General features: G+C 61.5%; 15 protein-coding genes. 8 read left to right on the top strand and 7 right to left on the bottom strand.

Annotated elements, in window-relative coordinates; translation table 11 throughout:
- Window positions 1-11: 11 nt before the first annotated feature.
- Complete coding sequence (gene cysE, locus SynA1560_RS00715; RefSeq protein WP_186469841.1) at window positions 12-755, bottom strand: serine O-acetyltransferase; 744 nt, start codon at window positions 753-755, stop codon at window positions 12-14.
- Between the two features lie 55 nt (window positions 756-810).
- Entirely contained in the window at window positions 811-1,800 is a 990-nt protein-coding gene (locus SynA1560_RS00720; RefSeq protein WP_186500915.1) for a GntR family transcriptional regulator, read from the bottom strand.
- A 79-nt stretch (window positions 1,801-1,879) separates the two neighbouring features.
- Here SynA1560_RS00720 and SynA1560_RS00725 point away from each other — a divergent pair, with 79 nt between their 5' ends.
- On the top strand, window positions 1,880-2,689 hold the full coding sequence (locus tag SynA1560_RS00725) for a dienelactone hydrolase family protein (protein ID WP_186500916.1): 810 nt from the start codon (window positions 1,880-1,882) through the stop codon (window positions 2,687-2,689).
- On the opposite strand, the gene infC is transcribed toward SynA1560_RS00725, so the two are convergent.
- Together infC and miaA are read right to left on the bottom strand one after the other, a co-directional pair.
- Entirely contained in the window at window positions 2,690-3,346 is a 657-nt protein-coding gene (gene infC / locus SynA1560_RS00730) for a translation initiation factor IF-3 (protein WP_186469844.1), read from the bottom strand.
- A 53-nt stretch (window positions 3,347-3,399) separates the two neighbouring features.
- Window positions 3,400-4,332: a tRNA (adenosine(37)-N6)-dimethylallyltransferase MiaA gene (gene miaA, locus SynA1560_RS00735; protein WP_186500917.1), complete on the bottom strand. Its 933-nt coding sequence runs from the start codon at window positions 4,330-4,332 to the stop codon at window positions 3,400-3,402.
- Window positions 4,333-4,448: 116 nt separating this feature from the next.
- Here miaA and gyrB point away from each other — a divergent pair, with 116 nt between their 5' ends.
- Genes gyrB through SynA1560_RS00760 form a run of 5 tightly spaced genes read left to right on the top strand, consistent with a single transcriptional unit; the run spans window position 4,449 to window position 8,310 of the window.
- Window positions 4,449-6,416 (top strand): DNA topoisomerase (ATP-hydrolyzing) subunit B, encoded by a 1,968-nt coding sequence (gyrB, locus tag SynA1560_RS00740; protein WP_186500918.1) that lies wholly within the window; start codon window positions 4,449-4,451, stop codon window positions 6,414-6,416.
- A complete protein-coding gene (locus SynA1560_RS00745) occupies window positions 6,416-6,754 on the top strand; it encodes an SH3 domain-containing protein (protein WP_186500919.1) in 339 nt (112 codons plus the stop codon). Before gyrB ends, SynA1560_RS00745 begins: the two co-directional genes overlap by 1 nt.
- Complete coding sequence (locus SynA1560_RS00750; RefSeq protein WP_186500920.1) at window positions 6,747-7,163, top strand: CrcB family protein; 417 nt, start codon at window positions 6,747-6,749, stop codon at window positions 7,161-7,163. The genes SynA1560_RS00745 and SynA1560_RS00750 overlap by 8 nt, the downstream gene beginning before the upstream one ends.
- Entirely contained in the window at window positions 7,156-7,548 is a 393-nt protein-coding gene (locus SynA1560_RS00755) for a CrcB family protein (protein WP_186500921.1), read from the top strand. Before SynA1560_RS00750 ends, SynA1560_RS00755 begins: the two co-directional genes overlap by 8 nt.
- 3 nt (window positions 7,549-7,551) lie before the next feature.
- The gene (locus SynA1560_RS00760; protein ID WP_186500922.1) at window positions 7,552-8,310 is read left to right on the top strand and encodes a glycosyltransferase family 32 protein; all 759 of its coding nucleotides are present in this window, start codon (window positions 7,552-7,554) and stop codon (window positions 8,308-8,310) included.
- Window positions 8,311-8,471: 161 nt separating this feature from the next.
- Here SynA1560_RS00760 and SynA1560_RS00765 read toward each other — a convergent pair whose 3' ends face one another.
- Window positions 8,472-8,951, bottom strand: a complete 480-nt coding sequence (locus tag SynA1560_RS00765) for a glutathione peroxidase (RefSeq protein ID WP_186469850.1) — start codon at window positions 8,949-8,951, stop codon at window positions 8,472-8,474.
- 74 nt (window positions 8,952-9,025) lie between these two features.
- Here SynA1560_RS00765 and mgtE point away from each other — a divergent pair, with 74 nt between their 5' ends.
- Together mgtE and SynA1560_RS00775 are read left to right on the top strand one after the other, a co-directional pair.
- Window positions 9,026-10,507, top strand: a complete 1,482-nt coding sequence (gene mgtE, locus SynA1560_RS00770) for a magnesium transporter (protein ID WP_255477003.1) — start codon at window positions 9,026-9,028, stop codon at window positions 10,505-10,507.
- A gap of 52 nt (window positions 10,508-10,559) precedes the next feature.
- Window positions 10,560-11,648, top strand: coding sequence for an RpoD/SigA family RNA polymerase sigma factor (locus SynA1560_RS00775; protein WP_255477004.1), 1,089 nt, complete (start codon window positions 10,560-10,562; stop codon window positions 11,646-11,648).
- An 18-nt stretch (window positions 11,649-11,666) separates the two neighbouring features.
- On the opposite strand, the gene SynA1560_RS00780 is transcribed toward SynA1560_RS00775, so the two are convergent.
- Window positions 11,667-12,665: an alpha/beta fold hydrolase gene (locus SynA1560_RS00780; RefSeq protein ID WP_186500923.1), complete on the bottom strand. Its 999-nt coding sequence runs from the start codon at window positions 12,663-12,665 to the stop codon at window positions 11,667-11,669.
- Window positions 12,628-15,918 (bottom strand): efflux RND transporter permease subunit, encoded by a 3,291-nt coding sequence (locus tag SynA1560_RS00785; RefSeq protein WP_186500924.1) that lies wholly within the window; start codon window positions 15,916-15,918, stop codon window positions 12,628-12,630. The genes SynA1560_RS00780 and SynA1560_RS00785 overlap by 38 nt, the downstream gene beginning before the upstream one ends.
- Window positions 15,919-15,920: the final 2 nt, after the last annotated feature.

A 15,920-nucleotide genomic window follows, 5' to 3' on the forward strand; every position in this document is an offset into this window, starting at 1 on the left:
AACCGATTGGCTCAGTCCCCCAAAAACTCCAGGATCTCCCGGTCTTTGAGGTTCTGGGCTTTGCCGCTTCGCACTTCGCGCAGGGTGCTGCCGTTGGCAGCGGCCATTGTTCTGAGGTTGTCCTGCAGGCTGCGCACCTGGCCCTCTAGCTGATCGATCCGCTCCATCAGGTTGCGGATCACGTTGGCTTCAGCATCGGGCAGCGCTGAGTGGGCCAGAGGATTGATGCGCACGCCGCTTTGGTGGACCACCCGGCCGGGGATACCCACCACCGTGCAGTCAGCTGCCACGTTGCGCACCACCACGGATCCCGCGCCGACGCGAGTGTTGGCGCCCACTTCAATAGCGCCAAGCACCTTGGCGCCGGCACCGATCACCACGTTGTTGGCAAGCGTGGGGTGCCGTTTGCCGTGATCTTTGCCCGTACCGCCCAGGGTGACGCCCTGATACAGCAGGCAGCGGTCGCCCACCTCGGCGGTTTCGCCGATCACGACGCCCATGCCATGGTCGATGAACACCCCGTGGCCGATGGTGGCGCCCGGGTGGATCTCCACGCCGGTGAGTCCCCGCCCCAGTTGGCTGAGCAGGCGGGCGGGCAGCTTAAGAGGCAGCCTTGAGCGCCACAGCCGGTGGCTGAGGCGGTGCAGCGTCAGGGCTTGGAAGCCTGGATAGCAGAGCAGGATTTCCAGCGGCCCACGCGCTGCGGGGTCCCGTTCACGGATGATCGCCAGGTCGGCGCGGAGGTGGTTAAGCATGCCTGGGCGCCGCGCTTTCAGCACTGAAGGGCGTCATTGTGGCAGCTGGCAGTGCTCAGCTGGTTTGGAGACCAATCTCCTTGCGCAGCTGCTCGATCGTGTCGCTGCTCAGGTAGCTCTCGGCGCAGTGCACTTGGGGCATGCGCATCAGCTGGGAGCGGTTTTGGCGCAGGCTCTGCTCCACTAGGGGCATGCTCGGGCGATCGCACAGCACGTGACTGGAGGCCCGCAGTAGGGCCAGCAGGCGGCTCTGCACATCGGGTGTTGCGGTCATTAGCAGCAGTTCGTTGCCGCGCATGCTGTGCAGGATCACCTCCGCAGCGCGCAGGATGCCGGGGCTGATGCTCACCAGGCCTACGCAGCTGCCTTGGCGCAGCTCCTTGAGCATGGCCAACTCGCCGCGGAAGTCGTTGAGGTCGACGGCCACAGCTCGCACGCCGTGTTTTTTGGCCAGTTCCTCCACGGGTTGCAGGAAGTAGCGGCTGGTCACAACCGTGCCGTTGCTGGCGCTGTCCAGCACGCTTTCCAGCTCCTCCATTGGCACCACCTCCACAGGCACGTCCAGGCAGGGCTCCAGCTCTTCGGCGATCAACATCGAGGCACCGATGTCTTCCCGGGGGGTGCTCACCAGCACGCGGGCGCCGCAGCGCAGGCGCCAGTCGATTTCACGGGTGAGCAGGTCGCGGGTCTGCTGCAGGGTGCAGCCGGCATTTAGGAGTCCATCCACGCACTTGCGCACCTCCCGGTCGATGTCGGTGACCCCGCGGTTGCGCATGGTCATCGGCGAGCGGATCTCCCGCGGCTTCTGCTGGTCGCGCACGTAGATGCCCGAGCCGGCCATGGCTTCCACCACGCCATCGGTTTCCAGCTGGCGGTACACCTTGCTGATCGTGTTGCGGTGCAGTCCGGTCTGCATCGCCAGCTGACGGGTGCTAGGCAGGCGATGACCCGGGGGGTAGTGCCTGGCGGCAATGGCGAAACAGATCTGGTTGTACAGCTGGGTCGACGCGGGGATATCGCTTTCCTGCTGGATGTGGAATCGCACGCCGGTGGGCCGGATCAAGATGCGGCCACCATAAGGAGTGAACGGCTCGGTGACAATTGGCTGGGTGGTCAGTGTCCCTATGCCAGTTCCCGTCACACCGGAAATCGAGTCCCGTTGGTGCGTGGTGGATGGGGGGCCAGTGCCCTTGCGCTGCTGGTGGTCGCTGCCCAAGTCGTTGCGTGGCGATAAGGTGATGACGAGACGAAATAGTAACCAGAGCGGTACGAGAAAGGAACATAAACGTGCCGTCTTGGTGCTTCCCGAAGTGTTTGGTGTGAATGCTTGGGTGCGCTCCGTGGCCGATCGCTTCGCGTCCATGGGCGTACCTGCCCTGGCGATGCCCCTGTTCGCACGCACGGCTCCTCAGCTCGATCTCGGTTATGGCGAGATGCAACTCGCGCAGGGGCGGGAGCACAAAAACGCCACCCAGGCCGATGAACTTCTGGCCGACCTGCAGACGGCGATCGCTTGGCTCCGGCGCACCCTGGAGGCTCCGAATCTGGAGATCACCGTGGTGGGGTTCTGTTTCGGGGGGCATGCAACTTGGCTGGCCGCCACCCTGCCGGAGGTGGCCCGCAGCTTTGCGTTTTACGGAGCTGGTGTGGTGCAGGGGCGGCCCGGTGGTGGCGCTCCCACCCTCGAGCTCTTGCCGCAGGTCACAGGCGCGTTCACTTGCTTATTCGGCCTCGACGATCCGCTGATTCCCGCCAGCGATCGCGCCGCGATTGAAGCGGCCTTGCAGGTTGCCGATCCAGAAGGACGACGCCTGCGCGCAATCAGCTTTGCCGGCGCTGATCACGGCTTCATGTGTGACGCCCGCGCTGCCTTTCACGACAAAGCCGCCAGCGCGGGCTGGCGGCTGTTGAAGGACGCACTTGGGGTGGCCTGATCAGCCGTTGTTGCTGGGTTTGCCCACGGTGCGCACGGCGCGTGGGGGTGCGGTGATCGTGCGCACCGCTTTGTTCGCCACGTCGTCTTTGTCGTCTTTTTTCACCAGAGGCGTTTTGCGAGGTGTGAGGAACATGATCATGTTGCGGCCTTCCCGTTTGGGAGGCTGCTGGATCTCGGCCGGTTCCTCCAGGTCTTTGGCCATGCGGCGCAGCAGCGTTTCAGCCAAAGCGGTGTGCTGAATCTCGCGGCCGCGGAAAATCACTGTGCACTTCACCTTGTCGCCAGCCTTGAGAAAGCGCTGGGCCTGACCGATCCGCACGTCGTAGTCGTGCTGGTCGATCTTGTAGCGCATCTTGACCTCCTTCACTTCGGTCTGGTGCGACTTCTTCTTGGCCTCCTTGGCTTTCTTTTCCTGTTCGAATTTGTATTTGCCGTAATCCATGATCCGGCACACCGGCGGATCGGCCTTCTCGCTCACCAACACCAGGTCGAGCTCTCGCTCCTGTGCCACGGCCAGAGCCTGTTCCCGGTCGATCACCCCGAGCTGGGTGCCATCAGCATCGACCACCCGCAATTGGGGGTAATTGATGCGTTCGTTGATGTTGGGAAGCTCCCGGACGGGAGCGCGGCGGTCAAAACGAGGACGTGGTGGCATTCAGTGGGAGCAAGGGCGGCTTGGCCACAATCAGCCAAGCAATGTTGTAAGCATCACCCTAGACCCGCCTCGATCAGCTGGGTGGCTTCCTTAAGGGCATCAGCATCTCCCAGCCAATGCGGTTGGTGCTGACGCCGGAACCAGGTGCGCTGGCGTTTGGCGAATTGCTGGGTGCGTTGGGTGGTCTGATGAATGGCCCGGTCCTGATTGAGGCGGCCATCCAGCACTTGCAGGGCTTCGCCGTAGCCGATGGTTTGCAGCAATGGCAGCGCGGCGCCGTAGCGCTCCTTGAGTTGACGGGTCTCCTCCAGCAGGCCACCCGCATACAGCTGTTCAGTGCGCTGGCTGATGCGCTGGCGCAGATCCGCCGGGTTCAGGCCCAGTTCCAGCACCCGCCAGGGTGGTGGCTCGGCGCTGGTCTGCTTGCTCATCGGCTGGCCTGTCGCATAAAGCACCTCCAGGGCTCGCTGGGTGCGCACGGCATCCGCCGCGGCGATGCGTTGGCCGGCGGCGGGGTCGGCTTCCTGCAGCAATTGATGGCAGACCGATTGGCCCAGGTTGGCCAGCTGCTGTCGCAGCGCGGGCTGGGGTGGAACGGCCGGAGGGCGCAGGCCACTGGTGAGAGCCTTCAAATACAAACCGCTGCCCCCCACCAGGAAGGCCATGCCGCGTTGTTGCAGGCTGCCGTTGATCGCTTCATTGGCTTCCTGCTGGAACTCCTGCAGGGTGATCGGTTGATCGGGGCGTCGCAGATCCAGCAGGTGATGGGGGACGCGCGCCTGCTGGGCGGCGGTGGGCTTGGCTGTGCCCACATCCATCTCGGCGTAAAGCTGGCGTGAATCGATGTTGAGGATCTCCAGTTCGAAGCGTTCCGCCAGCTCCAGGGCCAATGCCGTCTTGCCGCTGGCGGTGGGTCCGAGCAGCACCACCACCAGTGGTGGATCCAGCGCTGCATCGGGCGCTGCAGGTGGGCTGGAGTCGGGCATCGAGTGAAAAGGGGGTGCACCCCTGCAAAAAATGACGTCTGAGAGGCCTCTGTGAGCGCCTCTGTTGCGCCGGTGGTAAATTCAGCCTGACAGGAAGCCTGGCCGACCGAAAGCGCATGAGCGAAGCCGCGAAAGTACAGGCGGCCTACGGTGCCGAACAGATTCAGGTGCTGGAGGGTCTTGAGCCCGTCCGCAAACGCCCTGGGATGTACATCGGCTCCACGGGGCCGAGGGGTTTGCATCACCTGGTGTACGAGGTGGTGGATAACTCCGTCGATGAAGCGTTGGCGGGGCACTGCAACGAAATCCAGGTGGTGCTGGCTCAGGACGGCTCTGCCTGCATCACTGACAATGGTCGTGGTATTCCCACCGATGTGCACCCGCGCACGGGCAAAAGTGCGCTGGAAACGGTGCTCACCGTGCTGCACGCCGGCGGCAAGTTCGGCGCCGGTGGTTACAAGGTGTCTGGCGGCCTGCACGGCGTTGGCGTTTCGGTGGTGAATGCCTTGAGTGAATGGGTAGAAGTCACCGTTCGCCGGCAGTCGAAGCTGCATCGCCAGCGCTTTGAGCGGGGTGCTCCGATCGGCAGCTTGGCCTCGGAAGACCAACCGGCCGATGAAGGCGGGCGCACTGGCACCAGTGTGCGCTTCAAGCCCGATATTGAGATCTTCACGGGCGGCATCGTTTTTGATTACGCCACTCTTTCGGCCCGATTGCGCGAGCTGGCTTACCTCAACGGTGGGGTTCGCATCGTGTTCCGCGATGAGCGCGAGTCGGCACGCGATGCCGAAGGCAACGCCCACGAGGAGGTCTACTTCTACGAAGGCGGCATCAAGGAATATGTCGCTTACATGAATGCCGAGAAAGATGCTCTGCATCCCGAGATCATTTATGTGAACGCCGAAAAGGATGGCGTTTCCGTCGAAGCGGCACTGCAGTGGTGCGTGGATGCTTACTCCGACAGCATCCTCGGCTTTGCTAACAACATCCGCACCGTCGATGGCGGCACTCACATCGAGGGTCTGAAGACCGTGCTCACCCGCACGCTCAACACCTTTGCCCGCAAGCGCGGCAAGCGCAAGGATTCCGATTCCAATCTCGCTGGAGAGAACATCCGCGAGGGCCTTACCGCCGTGCTCTCGGTCAAGGTGCCGGAGCCTGAATTTGAAGGCCAGACCAAAACGAAGCTGGGCAACACCGAGGTTCGCGGCATCGTCGACAGCCTGGTGGGTGAGGCTTTGAGCCAATACCTGGAATTCAATCCGGGCGTGATCGACATGATCCTGGAGAAGGCGATCCAGGCCTTCAACGCCGCTGAAGCTGCTCGCCGTGCCCGCGAGCTGGTGCGCCGCAAGAGCGTGCTGGAAAGTTCAACTTTGCCAGGCAAATTGGCCGATTGCAGCTCACGCGATCCGTCCGAATCCGAGATCTACATCGTGGAGGGCGACTCCGCTGGTGGATCCGCCAAACAGGGTCGGGATCGGCGTTTCCAGGCAATCCTTCCTTTGCGCGGCAAGATCCTCAACATCGAGAAAACCGATGACGCTAAGATCTACAAGAATACCGAGATTCAGGCGCTCATTACAGCTCTTGGTTTGGGCATCAAAGGAGAAGACTTTGATGTGAAGAATCTGCGTTATCACCGCGTCGTGATCATGACCGACGCCGATGTGGATGGCGCGCACATTCGCACCCTGCTGCTCACATTCTTCTATCGCTATCAAAAGGAGTTGGTGGAAGGTGGCTACATCTATATTGCTTGTCCGCCCCTCTACAAAGTGGAGCGAGGTAAGAAGCACAATTACTGCTACAACGAATCCGAGTTGCAGAAAACCATCGACGGGTTCGGTGAGAAAGCCAACTACAACATCCAGCGATTTAAGGGTCTGGGTGAAATGATGCCCCAGCAATTGTGGGAAACTACGATGGATCCCACTACCCGCACCATGAAGCGGGTGGAGATCGAAGACGCTCTGGAAGCGGATCGCATCTTCACGATCCTGATGGGCGACAAGGTGGCTCCCCGCCGCGAGTTCATCGAAACCCACAGCGCTGAGCTCGACATGACAGCGCTCGACATTTGATGAATCGCTCAGCTGCCGCGATGCTGCGCTGGAGCTGGTTGCTTGGCGTAGCGCTGCTCGGTCCTGCTGCTCTTCCGGCGGGCGGTGCGGAGCGCCGCTTGCCGCAGGTGCGTCGTCACCAGGCCGGTGGGTCGCTACTCAGCGGTGATCGTTGGGTGTTGCAGGCCAGCCCGCGCGTGGCGGCCCCGGCATTGCGTCGCCTTGAGGTGGGCACACCTCTGCATTTGCTGCGCCACTGGCGCAGCGATGATGGCCGTGACTGGATTCAGGTGAAAGTATCCAGTGGCTCAGCTTTGCCCATGGCTGTGGATGGGCAGCGCGGATGGATCCATGGCTGAGCTCGCTGCGGTGGATGCCACCTTCCGTCAGGCGGTGTTGGTCGGGATCGGAGCGATTCCCGGAGCCTGGTTGCGTCTGCGGGTGGTCAACCACCTCGAGCCGATGGTGCCGCGCAAGCACTGGGGCACGTTGTTGGTCAATCTCACCGCCGCCTTCGCTTTGGGGTTGGTGCTGGGTCTTCAACGGTCCGGCCGCTGCGTTCCTTCGGCTGGTATCTCCCCGTTGATCCTGCTGATCGGTGTGGGTTTCTTCGGCAGCCTCAGCACCTTCTCCACCTTTGCCGTGGATGTGCTCAATACCCTGCGCGATCGCCGCTGGGGGGAAGCCCTGCTGCTTGGGGCTGGTTCGGTGATGGGCGGTTTGCTCGTTGCGGCAGCGGGCTATGGATTGGGGCTGACCGATGGCTGACAAGACCCTGTCGATGCGCGACGAGTTGCAGCAGCTGCTGTTGGTCGCCGCCGGTGCCGTGCCGGGGGCGCTGTTGCGCTGGCAGCTTGGTGCTGCGCTTCACGATCGCGACGTGCTGGCCAATGTGCTCGGGGCCTTGATTCTTGGACTGCTGTTGGGTTTGCCCAGTGGGCCCCGCCTGCAGCTGCTGATTGGCGTTGGTTTTTGCGGCGCCTTCACCACTTTCAGCAGCTGGATGGTGAACAGCGTTGATCTGATCAGCACAGGTCAGCCTTGGGCGGCTGTTGGTTTGATCGGGCTCACCTTTGGGCTGGGCCTCGGCGGCGCAGCCCTTGGCTTCTGGGTTGGACGCTTGCTGGGTGGCTTTCAGCGTGATCGTGCGTGATCCATGGTGATTCCTGAAAATCGCGCCTTTCATCAGATTTTTCTGTCTCTCGATGTCCGAGAAGAGTTGCCGATTGCATTGCATCGGGTGTCGACTGAAGCAAGAGATCTGTTTGGTGACTACCAGTACTGCCTTTGGCGCGGTGACGCGATTCATCAATTTCTCGCCGATCACTATGGGCAGGATGTGCTCCAGGCTTACGACTTGCTCAAGCCATTGGCGTTTAAGGCTGATTTGGCTCGGTACTGCATCCTTCATCGTTACGGCGGATGGTATGCCGATCTATCGCTCAAGATTCTTGAGTTTGTGCCTTTGGACCAGTCGATCGAAATGGTTTATTTCCACGATTTTGGTCTAGGTCCTCCAGCGCCCTCAAGCTTTTTAGCGGCTTGCCAGAACGGGTTTTTCTTTGCCAAAGCGGGGCATCCAGTTTTGGAGCAATGCATTAAGGCAGTTCTCGAGAACTGTCGCCAGCGCTTTTACGGTCTTAATTCCACCTGCCCGACGGGGCCCATGGTGTTTGGCAAAGCGATTCTTGCTCATACCCCAAGTCCAAATCTGATGCCGGGATATTTCATGCCCTTGACGCCCATGCACAGTCAAAGAAACCTTGCCTATGTGATGCCCCACGGAAATATCGTTGCTTTTCACAAGACGACCTGGCATCCGTTGTCGCCACGAGGAGGTAATTTTTCGGCCTTTGGATTGCAAGGAACCAACAACTACAACCGTATGTGGGAAAGAAGAGAGGTTTATGGATAGCTGCTCACTTTGCTGATGACTGACTTGTCAGCTGATGAGTGGAGGCCAGTGAAAAATCGGATTTATTGCTGTTCCATCGGTCACTAAAAAGCTCCGGCAATAAGAATGCCGGAGCGATGAGCCCAAAGAGTGACGCTTGATCGAGCTTGGGCGCCTAACGCTCAGGCCTTAAGAGCTGCCTCGATTGCGCCGGTGAGTTCGGCGTCTTCCGGTGCCACACCGCTTTTGAAGCGGTTGATCACGGTGCCATCCTTGCCCACGAGGAACTTCTCAAAGTTCCAGGCCACATCGCCGGCGGGCTCGGTGGTGTTGAGGGTGGTGTAAGGCTCTGTGGTACTGCCGCTGGCATGCACCTTGTCGAACAACTCGAAGCTGGCACCAAAAGTAGTGGAGCAGAACGTTTTGATTTCGTCCAGAGTGCCAGGCTCCTGGGCGCCGAAGTCGTTGCAGGGGAAGCCGAGAACGCACAGGCCTTCAGGGCCGTACTTGTCCTGCAGGGCCTGGAGCCCGGAATACTGCTTGGTGTAACCGCAGCGGCTCGCCACATTCACGATCAGCAGCACTTTGCCGGCGTAAGCGCCAAGGGACTTTTCGCTGCCATCGGGGGTGCGCACGGACACGGAGCTGATGCTGGGAGCCATGACGGTCGGGAACGTTCGGCGCAGACGATAACTGGCTTGGGTCGAACTACACTTTGGTGCGCTGGAGACGGGGCATGGATCAGGCACCGGACTCCCGTGAGAGTGCACTGCTCACTGAGGCTTCGGGCAGCGCAGCGTCGGCGCAGCAGGTGGTGGAGGTGGTGGCGCGTCAGCTGGAATCCATGCTGAGTGTCAGCAATTACGACGGCGTCAAGCTGTTGCTGGCTCCGGTCCAGCCTGTGGACGTCGCCGAAGCGATCGGCAGCCTTCCTCGCACCCTGCAGGCGCTGGCCTTCCGCTTGCTGCCCAAAGACGAGGCCATTGAGGTGTACGAGTATCTCGAGCCTCCGGTGCAGCAGAGCCTGCTGGAGCGGCTGCGGTCCAGCGAGGTGCTGGAGTTGGTGGAGGAGATGTCTCCGGATGATCGGGTGCGCTTGTTCGATGAGCTTCCCGCCAAGGTGGTGCGCCGGTTGCTCGCGGAGCTCAGCCCGGCGGAGCGCCGAGTGACGGCTCAGCTGCTGGGGTACGCCAGTGAGACCGCTGGTCGCCTGATGACGACCGAATTCATCGATCTCAAAGAATTCCACAGCGCGGCGCAGGCGCTGGCAATAGTGCGCCGCCGGGCCCGCGACACCGAGACGATCTACAGCCTCTATGTCACCGATGCTGAGCGGCATCTTACCGGCATTTTGTCGTTGCGAGATCTGGTCACCGCGGACCCGGAGGACCATATCGGTGATGTGATGACCCGGGATGTGGTGAGCATCAACACCGACACCGACCAGGAGGAGGTGGCCCGGGCAATTCAGCGTTACGACTTTCTGGCTGTGCCGGTGGTGGATCGCGAGATGCGCCTCGTGGGCATCGTTACCGTCGATGACGTGATTGACGTGATCGAGCAGGAAGCCACCCGTGACCTCTACGCCGCTGGTGCTGTGGAAGCGGGCGATGAAGACGACTACTTCCAGAGCAATCTGTTCACCGTGGCGCGCCGCCGGGTGGTGTGGCTGTCGGTTTTGGTGGTGGCCAGCTTGGTCACCTCCGAGGTGATCGCCGTCAACGAAGACGTTCTTAAAGAAGTGGTGTTGCTGGCCGCCTTCATCCCACTGCTAGCGGGAACCGGCGGCAACGTCGGCGCCCAGAGCTCCACGGTCGTCATCCGTGGTCTCAGCACCCAGAGCATCTCCTCTCTGGGGCAGCTCAAGGCTGTGGCCCGTGAAGCCATGGCCGGTCTGCTGCTGGGTCTGCTGATGATGCTGCTGGTGGTGCCGTTCGCTTGGTGGCGGGGCCAGAGTCCGTTGGTGGGCTTGTCCGTGGGCACCAGCCTCCTGGCGATCACCACCCTGGCAGCCACGGCGGGCGCAGGCTTCCCGTTGCTGTTCAACCGCATGGGGCTGGACCCGGCCTTGATGTCGACGCCCTTCATCACCACCTGCACCGACGTGGTGGGCACGCTGATTTACCTGAAGACGGCGCAGTGGCTTCTGGTGCATTGGCCCCAGCTTCTGCAGGGGGCAGGTATTTCTACCCATTTCTTCGCTGCGACCCTTTTCTGAGAGGACGTTTACGTTTCTTAGGAGTACGCTTCACACAACTCAAAGAAGCGATATGGCTCCCGCTCTCGCCGCTGCTTCCGTTGCGAACGCTGCCAAGATTTCAGCCAAGGGTGTGGCATCCGCCAAGGCCTCCACGGCTAAGACCTCCCCCTCCAAAGGGTCGTCGTCCAAGTCTGTTGCCGTCCGTCCTTCCGGCACCGACGTGGACCTGGTGCGCTCTTATCTGCGGGACATCGGCCGTGTGCCGCTGCTGAGCCATCAACAGGAGATCACTCTGGGCCGTCAGGTGCAGGAGCTGATGGATCTGGAAGCGCAGGAAGCGGAATTGAGCGATCAGCGTGGCGGTGACCCGGTGCCTGCGGCCGAGTTGGCCAAGGCGGCGGGATTGAGCCCAGTGCAACTGAAGCGCAAACTGCAGGCGGGCCGGCGTGCCAAGGAGCGGATGGTGGCCGCGAATTTGCGCCTGGTGGTGAGCGTCGCCAAGAAATACACCAAGCGGAACATGGAACTGCTGGATCTGATCCAGGAGGGAACGATTGGTTTGGTGCGGGGAGTGGAGAAGTTCGACCCGACTCGGGGCTACAAGTTCAGCACCTATGCGTACTGGTGGATCCGTCAGGGGATCACGCGCGCGATTGCGGAGAAGAGCCGCACGATCCGGCTACCGATTCACATCACCGAGATGCTGAACAAGCTGAAGAAAGGCCAGCGTGAGTTAAGTCAGGAGCTGGGCCGCACACCATCGGTGACGGAATTGGCGGCGTTTGTGGAACTGCCGGAAGACGACGTGAAGGATCTGATGTGCCGGGCGCGTCAGCCGGTGAGCTTGGAGATGAAGGTGGGCGACGGTGATGACACCGAGCTGCTGGATCTGCTGGCGGGTGAAGGCGAGCTGCCAAGCGAACAGGTGGAGGGTGAGTGCTTGAAGGGCGACCTGCGGGATCTGCTGGGTCAGCTGCCGGAACTGCAGGAGCGTGTGCTGCGGATGCGTTACGGGATGGACGGCGAGGACCCGATGAGTCTTACCGGCATCGGTCGTGTGATTGGCATCAGCCGTGATCGAGTGCGCAACCTGGAGCGTGACGGTCTGGCTGGTTTGCGTCGTCTCAGCGATCAAGTGGAGGCTTACGTCGCCTGCTGAACCGACAGTTTTCAGGCGTCAGAGCGATTTCACTTCGTGCATGGCTTCGAGAAGGTCCAGAAGCCGGGCATTCACCAGATCAGGAGCTTCGTCATGGGGACAGTGCCCAACGTTTGGCAACACCCGTAACGATTGGATGCAGCGGAAGCGGTCAGCCCAAGCGCGTGCTTCCGCTACCGGTTCCCATGGATCCCGTTCGCCCCAGATCAGATGGACCGGTTGCTGGAGAGTCTCCAGCAGTTCAGGGGCCAGGTGGTCGTCAAACAGATTGATGAAACCGCGAAAGGCCTCTGCTGCTCCCGATCGCTGCGTCGGTTGATAGAGCAGTTCAACAAGTTCATCATCGATGTTGGCGCCACTGGGATAGGCCTGGCCGAGCACGCTGCGGATCACTCGCGGTCGGGCTGCGTTGCGGAAGAGGGCGGTGCTCAACCAGCGCTGGCTCACCAGCGTTTTGAGCAGGGGCCGGATCCAGGCCATCCAGGCCGGTTGGGTGGCGAGTTGCTTGTCATCCATGAGCCGCTGGGCGCAGTCGATCAGCACAACACCCCGGCAGCGTTGCTCCAGCAGCTGCGCCGCCCGCAGAGCCACCACGCCACCGATGGAGTTGCCCACCAGCAGCACAGGGCCTTGCACCACCTGCTGGCAGAAGTCGGCCACCTGCTGCCCCCAGAGATCAAAGCCGTAGCTCAGGGCGCTGCTGCGTGATGGAGGCTCGGTTGGATCTGATTCTCCTGCGAGCAAGGCCCGGGGCTGGCAGCTGGCGCCGAAGCCGATCAGGTCGAGCGCGTAGGTGTTGGTGCAGCCTCCCAGCACCGGCAAGGCGTGGCGCCAGTGACCGCTGCTCGCACCAAAGCCGTGCACCAGCACAACCGAAGGGGTGGATCCAGACGACTGCGAAGCTGCGACGCCATGGCCTGCATGGCGCCAGGCGACGCTCAGCTCACTGCCATCGGCTTGCGCCCAAGACCAGAACAATTCAGCTGGCACCAGCGATTGCTGCGTCGTCGCACTCATCTTGCTGGTTGGGACCGAACCACCGTGCCTCCAGCCCCTTGATCACCACATAAAAGGGCGGCACGACCCCGAGTGAAAGCACCGTGGCCACCACCAGACCGCCGAAGATCACCGTGCCCAGTGATTGCTGGCTCTGGGCACCAGCGCCGTTGGCGACCACCAGGGGCAGAAATCCCGCGAGGGCGGCGATGGCGGTCATCAGGATGGGGCGCAAGCGTGATTCAGCCGAGGCCACGACCGCTTCGGTGGGCGACAGTCCCTCTTCCAGATGTTGTTCGGCCACTTCCACGATCAGGATGCCGTTTTTGGCGGCCAGACCGATCAGCGTCACCAGACCCACCTGGGCGTAGATATTCAGGTCGATCGAGCGGATGGCCAGAAATGCCAGGGCACCGAGCATGGCCAGGGGCACGGTGGCCAGGATGATCACCGGCGTGATGTAGCTCTCGTACTGGGCCGACAGCACTAGATACACGATCACGATGCCCAGGCCAAACACCAGCACGCTGGCATTGCCTGCCGACAGCTGCAGCAACGCCAAACCGGTGAAGGCCGAGCCGATGTTGTTAAACGACTGCTGGCTGAACAGCGACTGGATCGTCTGCAGCGCTTGTCCGGAGCTCTTGCCCACGGCTTGCGCGCCCTGGATTAGCACCGTTCGGTAGAGGTTGTAGTGGCTGATGATCGGTGGTGCGCTGGACAGCTCCACCTGCGCGAACTGAGACACCTGCACCAGGTCGCCATCGCGACTGGTGACGTAGTAGCTGAGGATGTCGTTCACGTCGGCCCGTTGCTCGGCGCCGGCCTGCAGATAGACGTTGCGGACCTGACCGTTCTCGTAGGTGAGGCCCGTGTAGCTGCCACCGGCCAGGGTGGCGACGGTGGTCATCGCCTCTTTGTAGTCGACATTCAGGGCACCCATCACGGCGCGGTTGATGGTCAACTCTAAGGCCGGCGCGCTGGGGATGAACTGGGTATAGAGCGTGGAGAACATGCCGCTTTCACGCCCCGCTTTGATCAGTTTCTGGGCTTCATCGTTCAGCTCGTTGAAGCTGTAACTGCCGGTGAGGTCGTTGAACTGGAAGTAGAACCCCCCCTGGGCGGAGAAGCCGGGCACCGCCGGGGGCTGTCCCACCACCGCCATGCCGCTGCTGAGCTGGGAGAGCTTGGCGTTCAGCCGGTCGGCGATGGCGAAGGAGCTGTTCTTGGCTCCGGGGCGTTCACTCAACGCTTTCAGGCCGATCAGAATCGTGCCTTGGTCAGGGCTAGAGCCATTGAAGCCATAGCCGCTGATCACATTGGCGTTCAGGATGTCGTCCTCTTGTTTGAGGATGGCGGCGATCTCTGCACCCATCGCTTCGGTCTCGTTTAAGGAGGCGCCGTTCTGAAGCTGATAAATCCCTGCGAGATAGCCCTGGTCTTCATCAGGAATGAACGCGGAGGGGAGGGCGGTGAAGGCGAGCGCCGTGATAACGATGCCGCTGCCGAGGGCCACCATCACCCAGCGTCGCGCGCCGATCAGGGTGTGGACCAAGCGGGCATAGGCGCTTTGCAGACGATTGAACTGTTGGTTGAACACTCGGAAGATCAAGGGCAGATTGGCGCCGGCCAGGCCCCCAACCACAACGCCGAGTAGATAGGTCCAGCTGCCGAAGGAGGCGGCGCTGAAGCGTCCGAAGGCCAGGCCCACGATCACGCCGGCCACTGGCCACACCCAGCCTTTCGGTGTGGGTGCTTCACCACTTTTCAGGATCAGGCCCGACAGCATCGGCGAGAAGGTAAGTGCATTGAAGGCGGAGATGGCGATTGAAAAGGCGATCGTCAGCGCGAATTGCTGATAAATGATGCCGATGCTGCCGGGGTAGAAGGCCACTGGCACGAACACGGCCATCAGCACCAACGCCGTGGCTACTAGTGCGCCGAACAGTTCACCCATGCAGGCCAGGGCCGCTTGCCGAGGCTTCATGCCCGCTTCGATGTTCTTGGAGACGGCCTCGATCACCACGATGGCGTCATCCACCACGAGGCCCGTGGCCAATACCAGTCCCAGCAGGGTGAGTTGATTGATCGAAAACCCGAACACCTTGATAAAGGCGAAGGTGCCCACCAGTGAGATGGGAATCGCCAGGCTGGGCACCACGGTGGCGCGCCAGTTCTGCAGGAACAGAAACAGGATCAGCAGCACCAGAACGATCGCCAGGCCCAGGGCATCGATCACGCCATCCACTGAGGATTCGATGAACTGGCCGATGTTGTAAATCTGCTTGACCGTGACGCCCGGCGGCACATTGGCGGCGAACGACTCCAGCTGCTGCACCACCGCTTCGGCCACATCCAGCGCATTGCTGTCCGGTGTTTGGAACACTGCGACGGAGACCGTGTCGTGGTTTGACGCGTCGACGGCGGAGCTGGTGTAGTTGTTGAAGCCGTAGCGCACTTCACCCACATCCTTCAGCAGAAGCAGGTTGCCGGTTTCGCTGCGACCGACGATCAGATTGTTGAACGCCTCGATCGAGAGCAGGTTGCCGTTGTCCTCCACCAGCAAGGGATAGGTGTAGGCCTGATCGCCTGCCGCGGGGGGACCGCCCACCAAGCCACCGATGGAGGTGCTGTTCTGCGCCTGCACGGCGTCCACCACCTCACTGGCGGTCAGTTGATTGGCTGCCAGTTTGTTGGGGTCGACGAAGAGCCAGTAAGCGGGGGTGCTGCCGCCCAGGATGTTCACATTGGCAACCCCTGGCACCCGCTCCAGGGGGTAGTAGAGCTCTTCGTAGACGAGACCATTCAGATAAGCGGCGTCGTATTGGCCTTCGGTCGACGACACCTGGTAGGCCAGCAGGATCGATGGTGTCGACTGCTTGACCGAAACGCCAGTGTTGGACACTTGCGGCGGCAGCTGCGGCATCGCCAGGGAGACGCGGTTCTGCACGTTCACCTGGTTGATGTCGATGTCAGTGGTCTCGTCGAAGTAGACCTGAATGATGCTCTGCCCCTCCATGTTGCTGGTGGAGGCGATGTAGGAGGCGCCCGGTACGCCATTGATCTGCGCTTCGATGGGGTTGGTGACCGCTTGCTCGGTGACCAGAGAATTGGCACCGCCGTAAGTCGCTGTCACTGAGATCAGCGGTGGCGCGATGTTGGGCAGGTTGGCGATCGGCAGCGTGGGGATGGCAATCACCCCCATCAACACAATCAGGATGCTGCAGACGGTGGTGAGCACCGGCCGCTTGATGAAGTTGTCGGAAAACGCCATGG

The sequence above is a fragment of the Synechococcus sp. A15-60 genome (genome assembly GCF_014280095.1).
Lineage (GTDB): Bacteria > Cyanobacteriota > Cyanobacteriia > PCC-6307 > Cyanobiaceae > Synechococcus_C.

Bases quoted from the DNA above. Each gene is read 5' to 3' on its own strand.
- SynA1560_RS00785 (WP_186500924.1), bottom strand. From the start codon at position 15,918: ATGGCGTTTTCCGACAACTTCATCAAGCGGCCGGTGCTCACCACCGTC.
- SynA1560_RS00745 (WP_186500919.1), top strand. From the start codon at position 6,416: ATGAATCGCTCAGCTGCCGCGATGCTGCGCTGGAGCTGGTTGCTTGGC.
- cysE (WP_186469841.1), bottom strand. From the start codon at position 755: ATGCTTAACCACCTCCGCGCCGACCTGGCGATCATCCGTGAACGGGAC.
- SynA1560_RS00765 (WP_186469850.1), bottom strand. From the start codon at position 8,951: ATGGCTCCCAGCATCAGCTCCGTGTCCGTGCGCACCCCCGATGGCAGC.
- SynA1560_RS00725 (WP_186500916.1), top strand. From the start codon at position 1,880: ATGCCAGTTCCCGTCACACCGGAAATCGAGTCCCGTTGGTGCGTGGTG.
- infC (WP_186469844.1), bottom strand. From the start codon at position 3,346: ATGCCACCACGTCCTCGTTTTGACCGCCGCGCTCCCGTCCGGGAGCTT.
- SynA1560_RS00780 (WP_186500923.1), bottom strand. From the start codon at position 12,665: ATGAGTGCGACGACGCAGCAATCGCTGGTGCCAGCTGAATTGTTCTGG.
- miaA (WP_186500917.1), bottom strand. From the start codon at position 4,332: ATGCCCGACTCCAGCCCACCTGCAGCGCCCGATGCAGCGCTGGATCCA.
- SynA1560_RS00755 (WP_186500921.1), top strand. From the start codon at position 7,156: ATGGCTGACAAGACCCTGTCGATGCGCGACGAGTTGCAGCAGCTGCTG.
- mgtE (WP_255477003.1), top strand. From the start codon at position 9,026: ATGGATCAGGCACCGGACTCCCGTGAGAGTGCACTGCTCACTGAGGCT.
- gyrB (WP_186500918.1), top strand. From the start codon at position 4,449: ATGAGCGAAGCCGCGAAAGTACAGGCGGCCTACGGTGCCGAACAGATT.
- SynA1560_RS00775 (WP_255477004.1), top strand. From the start codon at position 10,560: ATGGCTCCCGCTCTCGCCGCTGCTTCCGTTGCGAACGCTGCCAAGATT.
- SynA1560_RS00750 (WP_186500920.1), top strand. From the start codon at position 6,747: ATGGCTGAGCTCGCTGCGGTGGATGCCACCTTCCGTCAGGCGGTGTTG.
- SynA1560_RS00760 (WP_186500922.1), top strand. From the start codon at position 7,552: ATGGTGATTCCTGAAAATCGCGCCTTTCATCAGATTTTTCTGTCTCTC.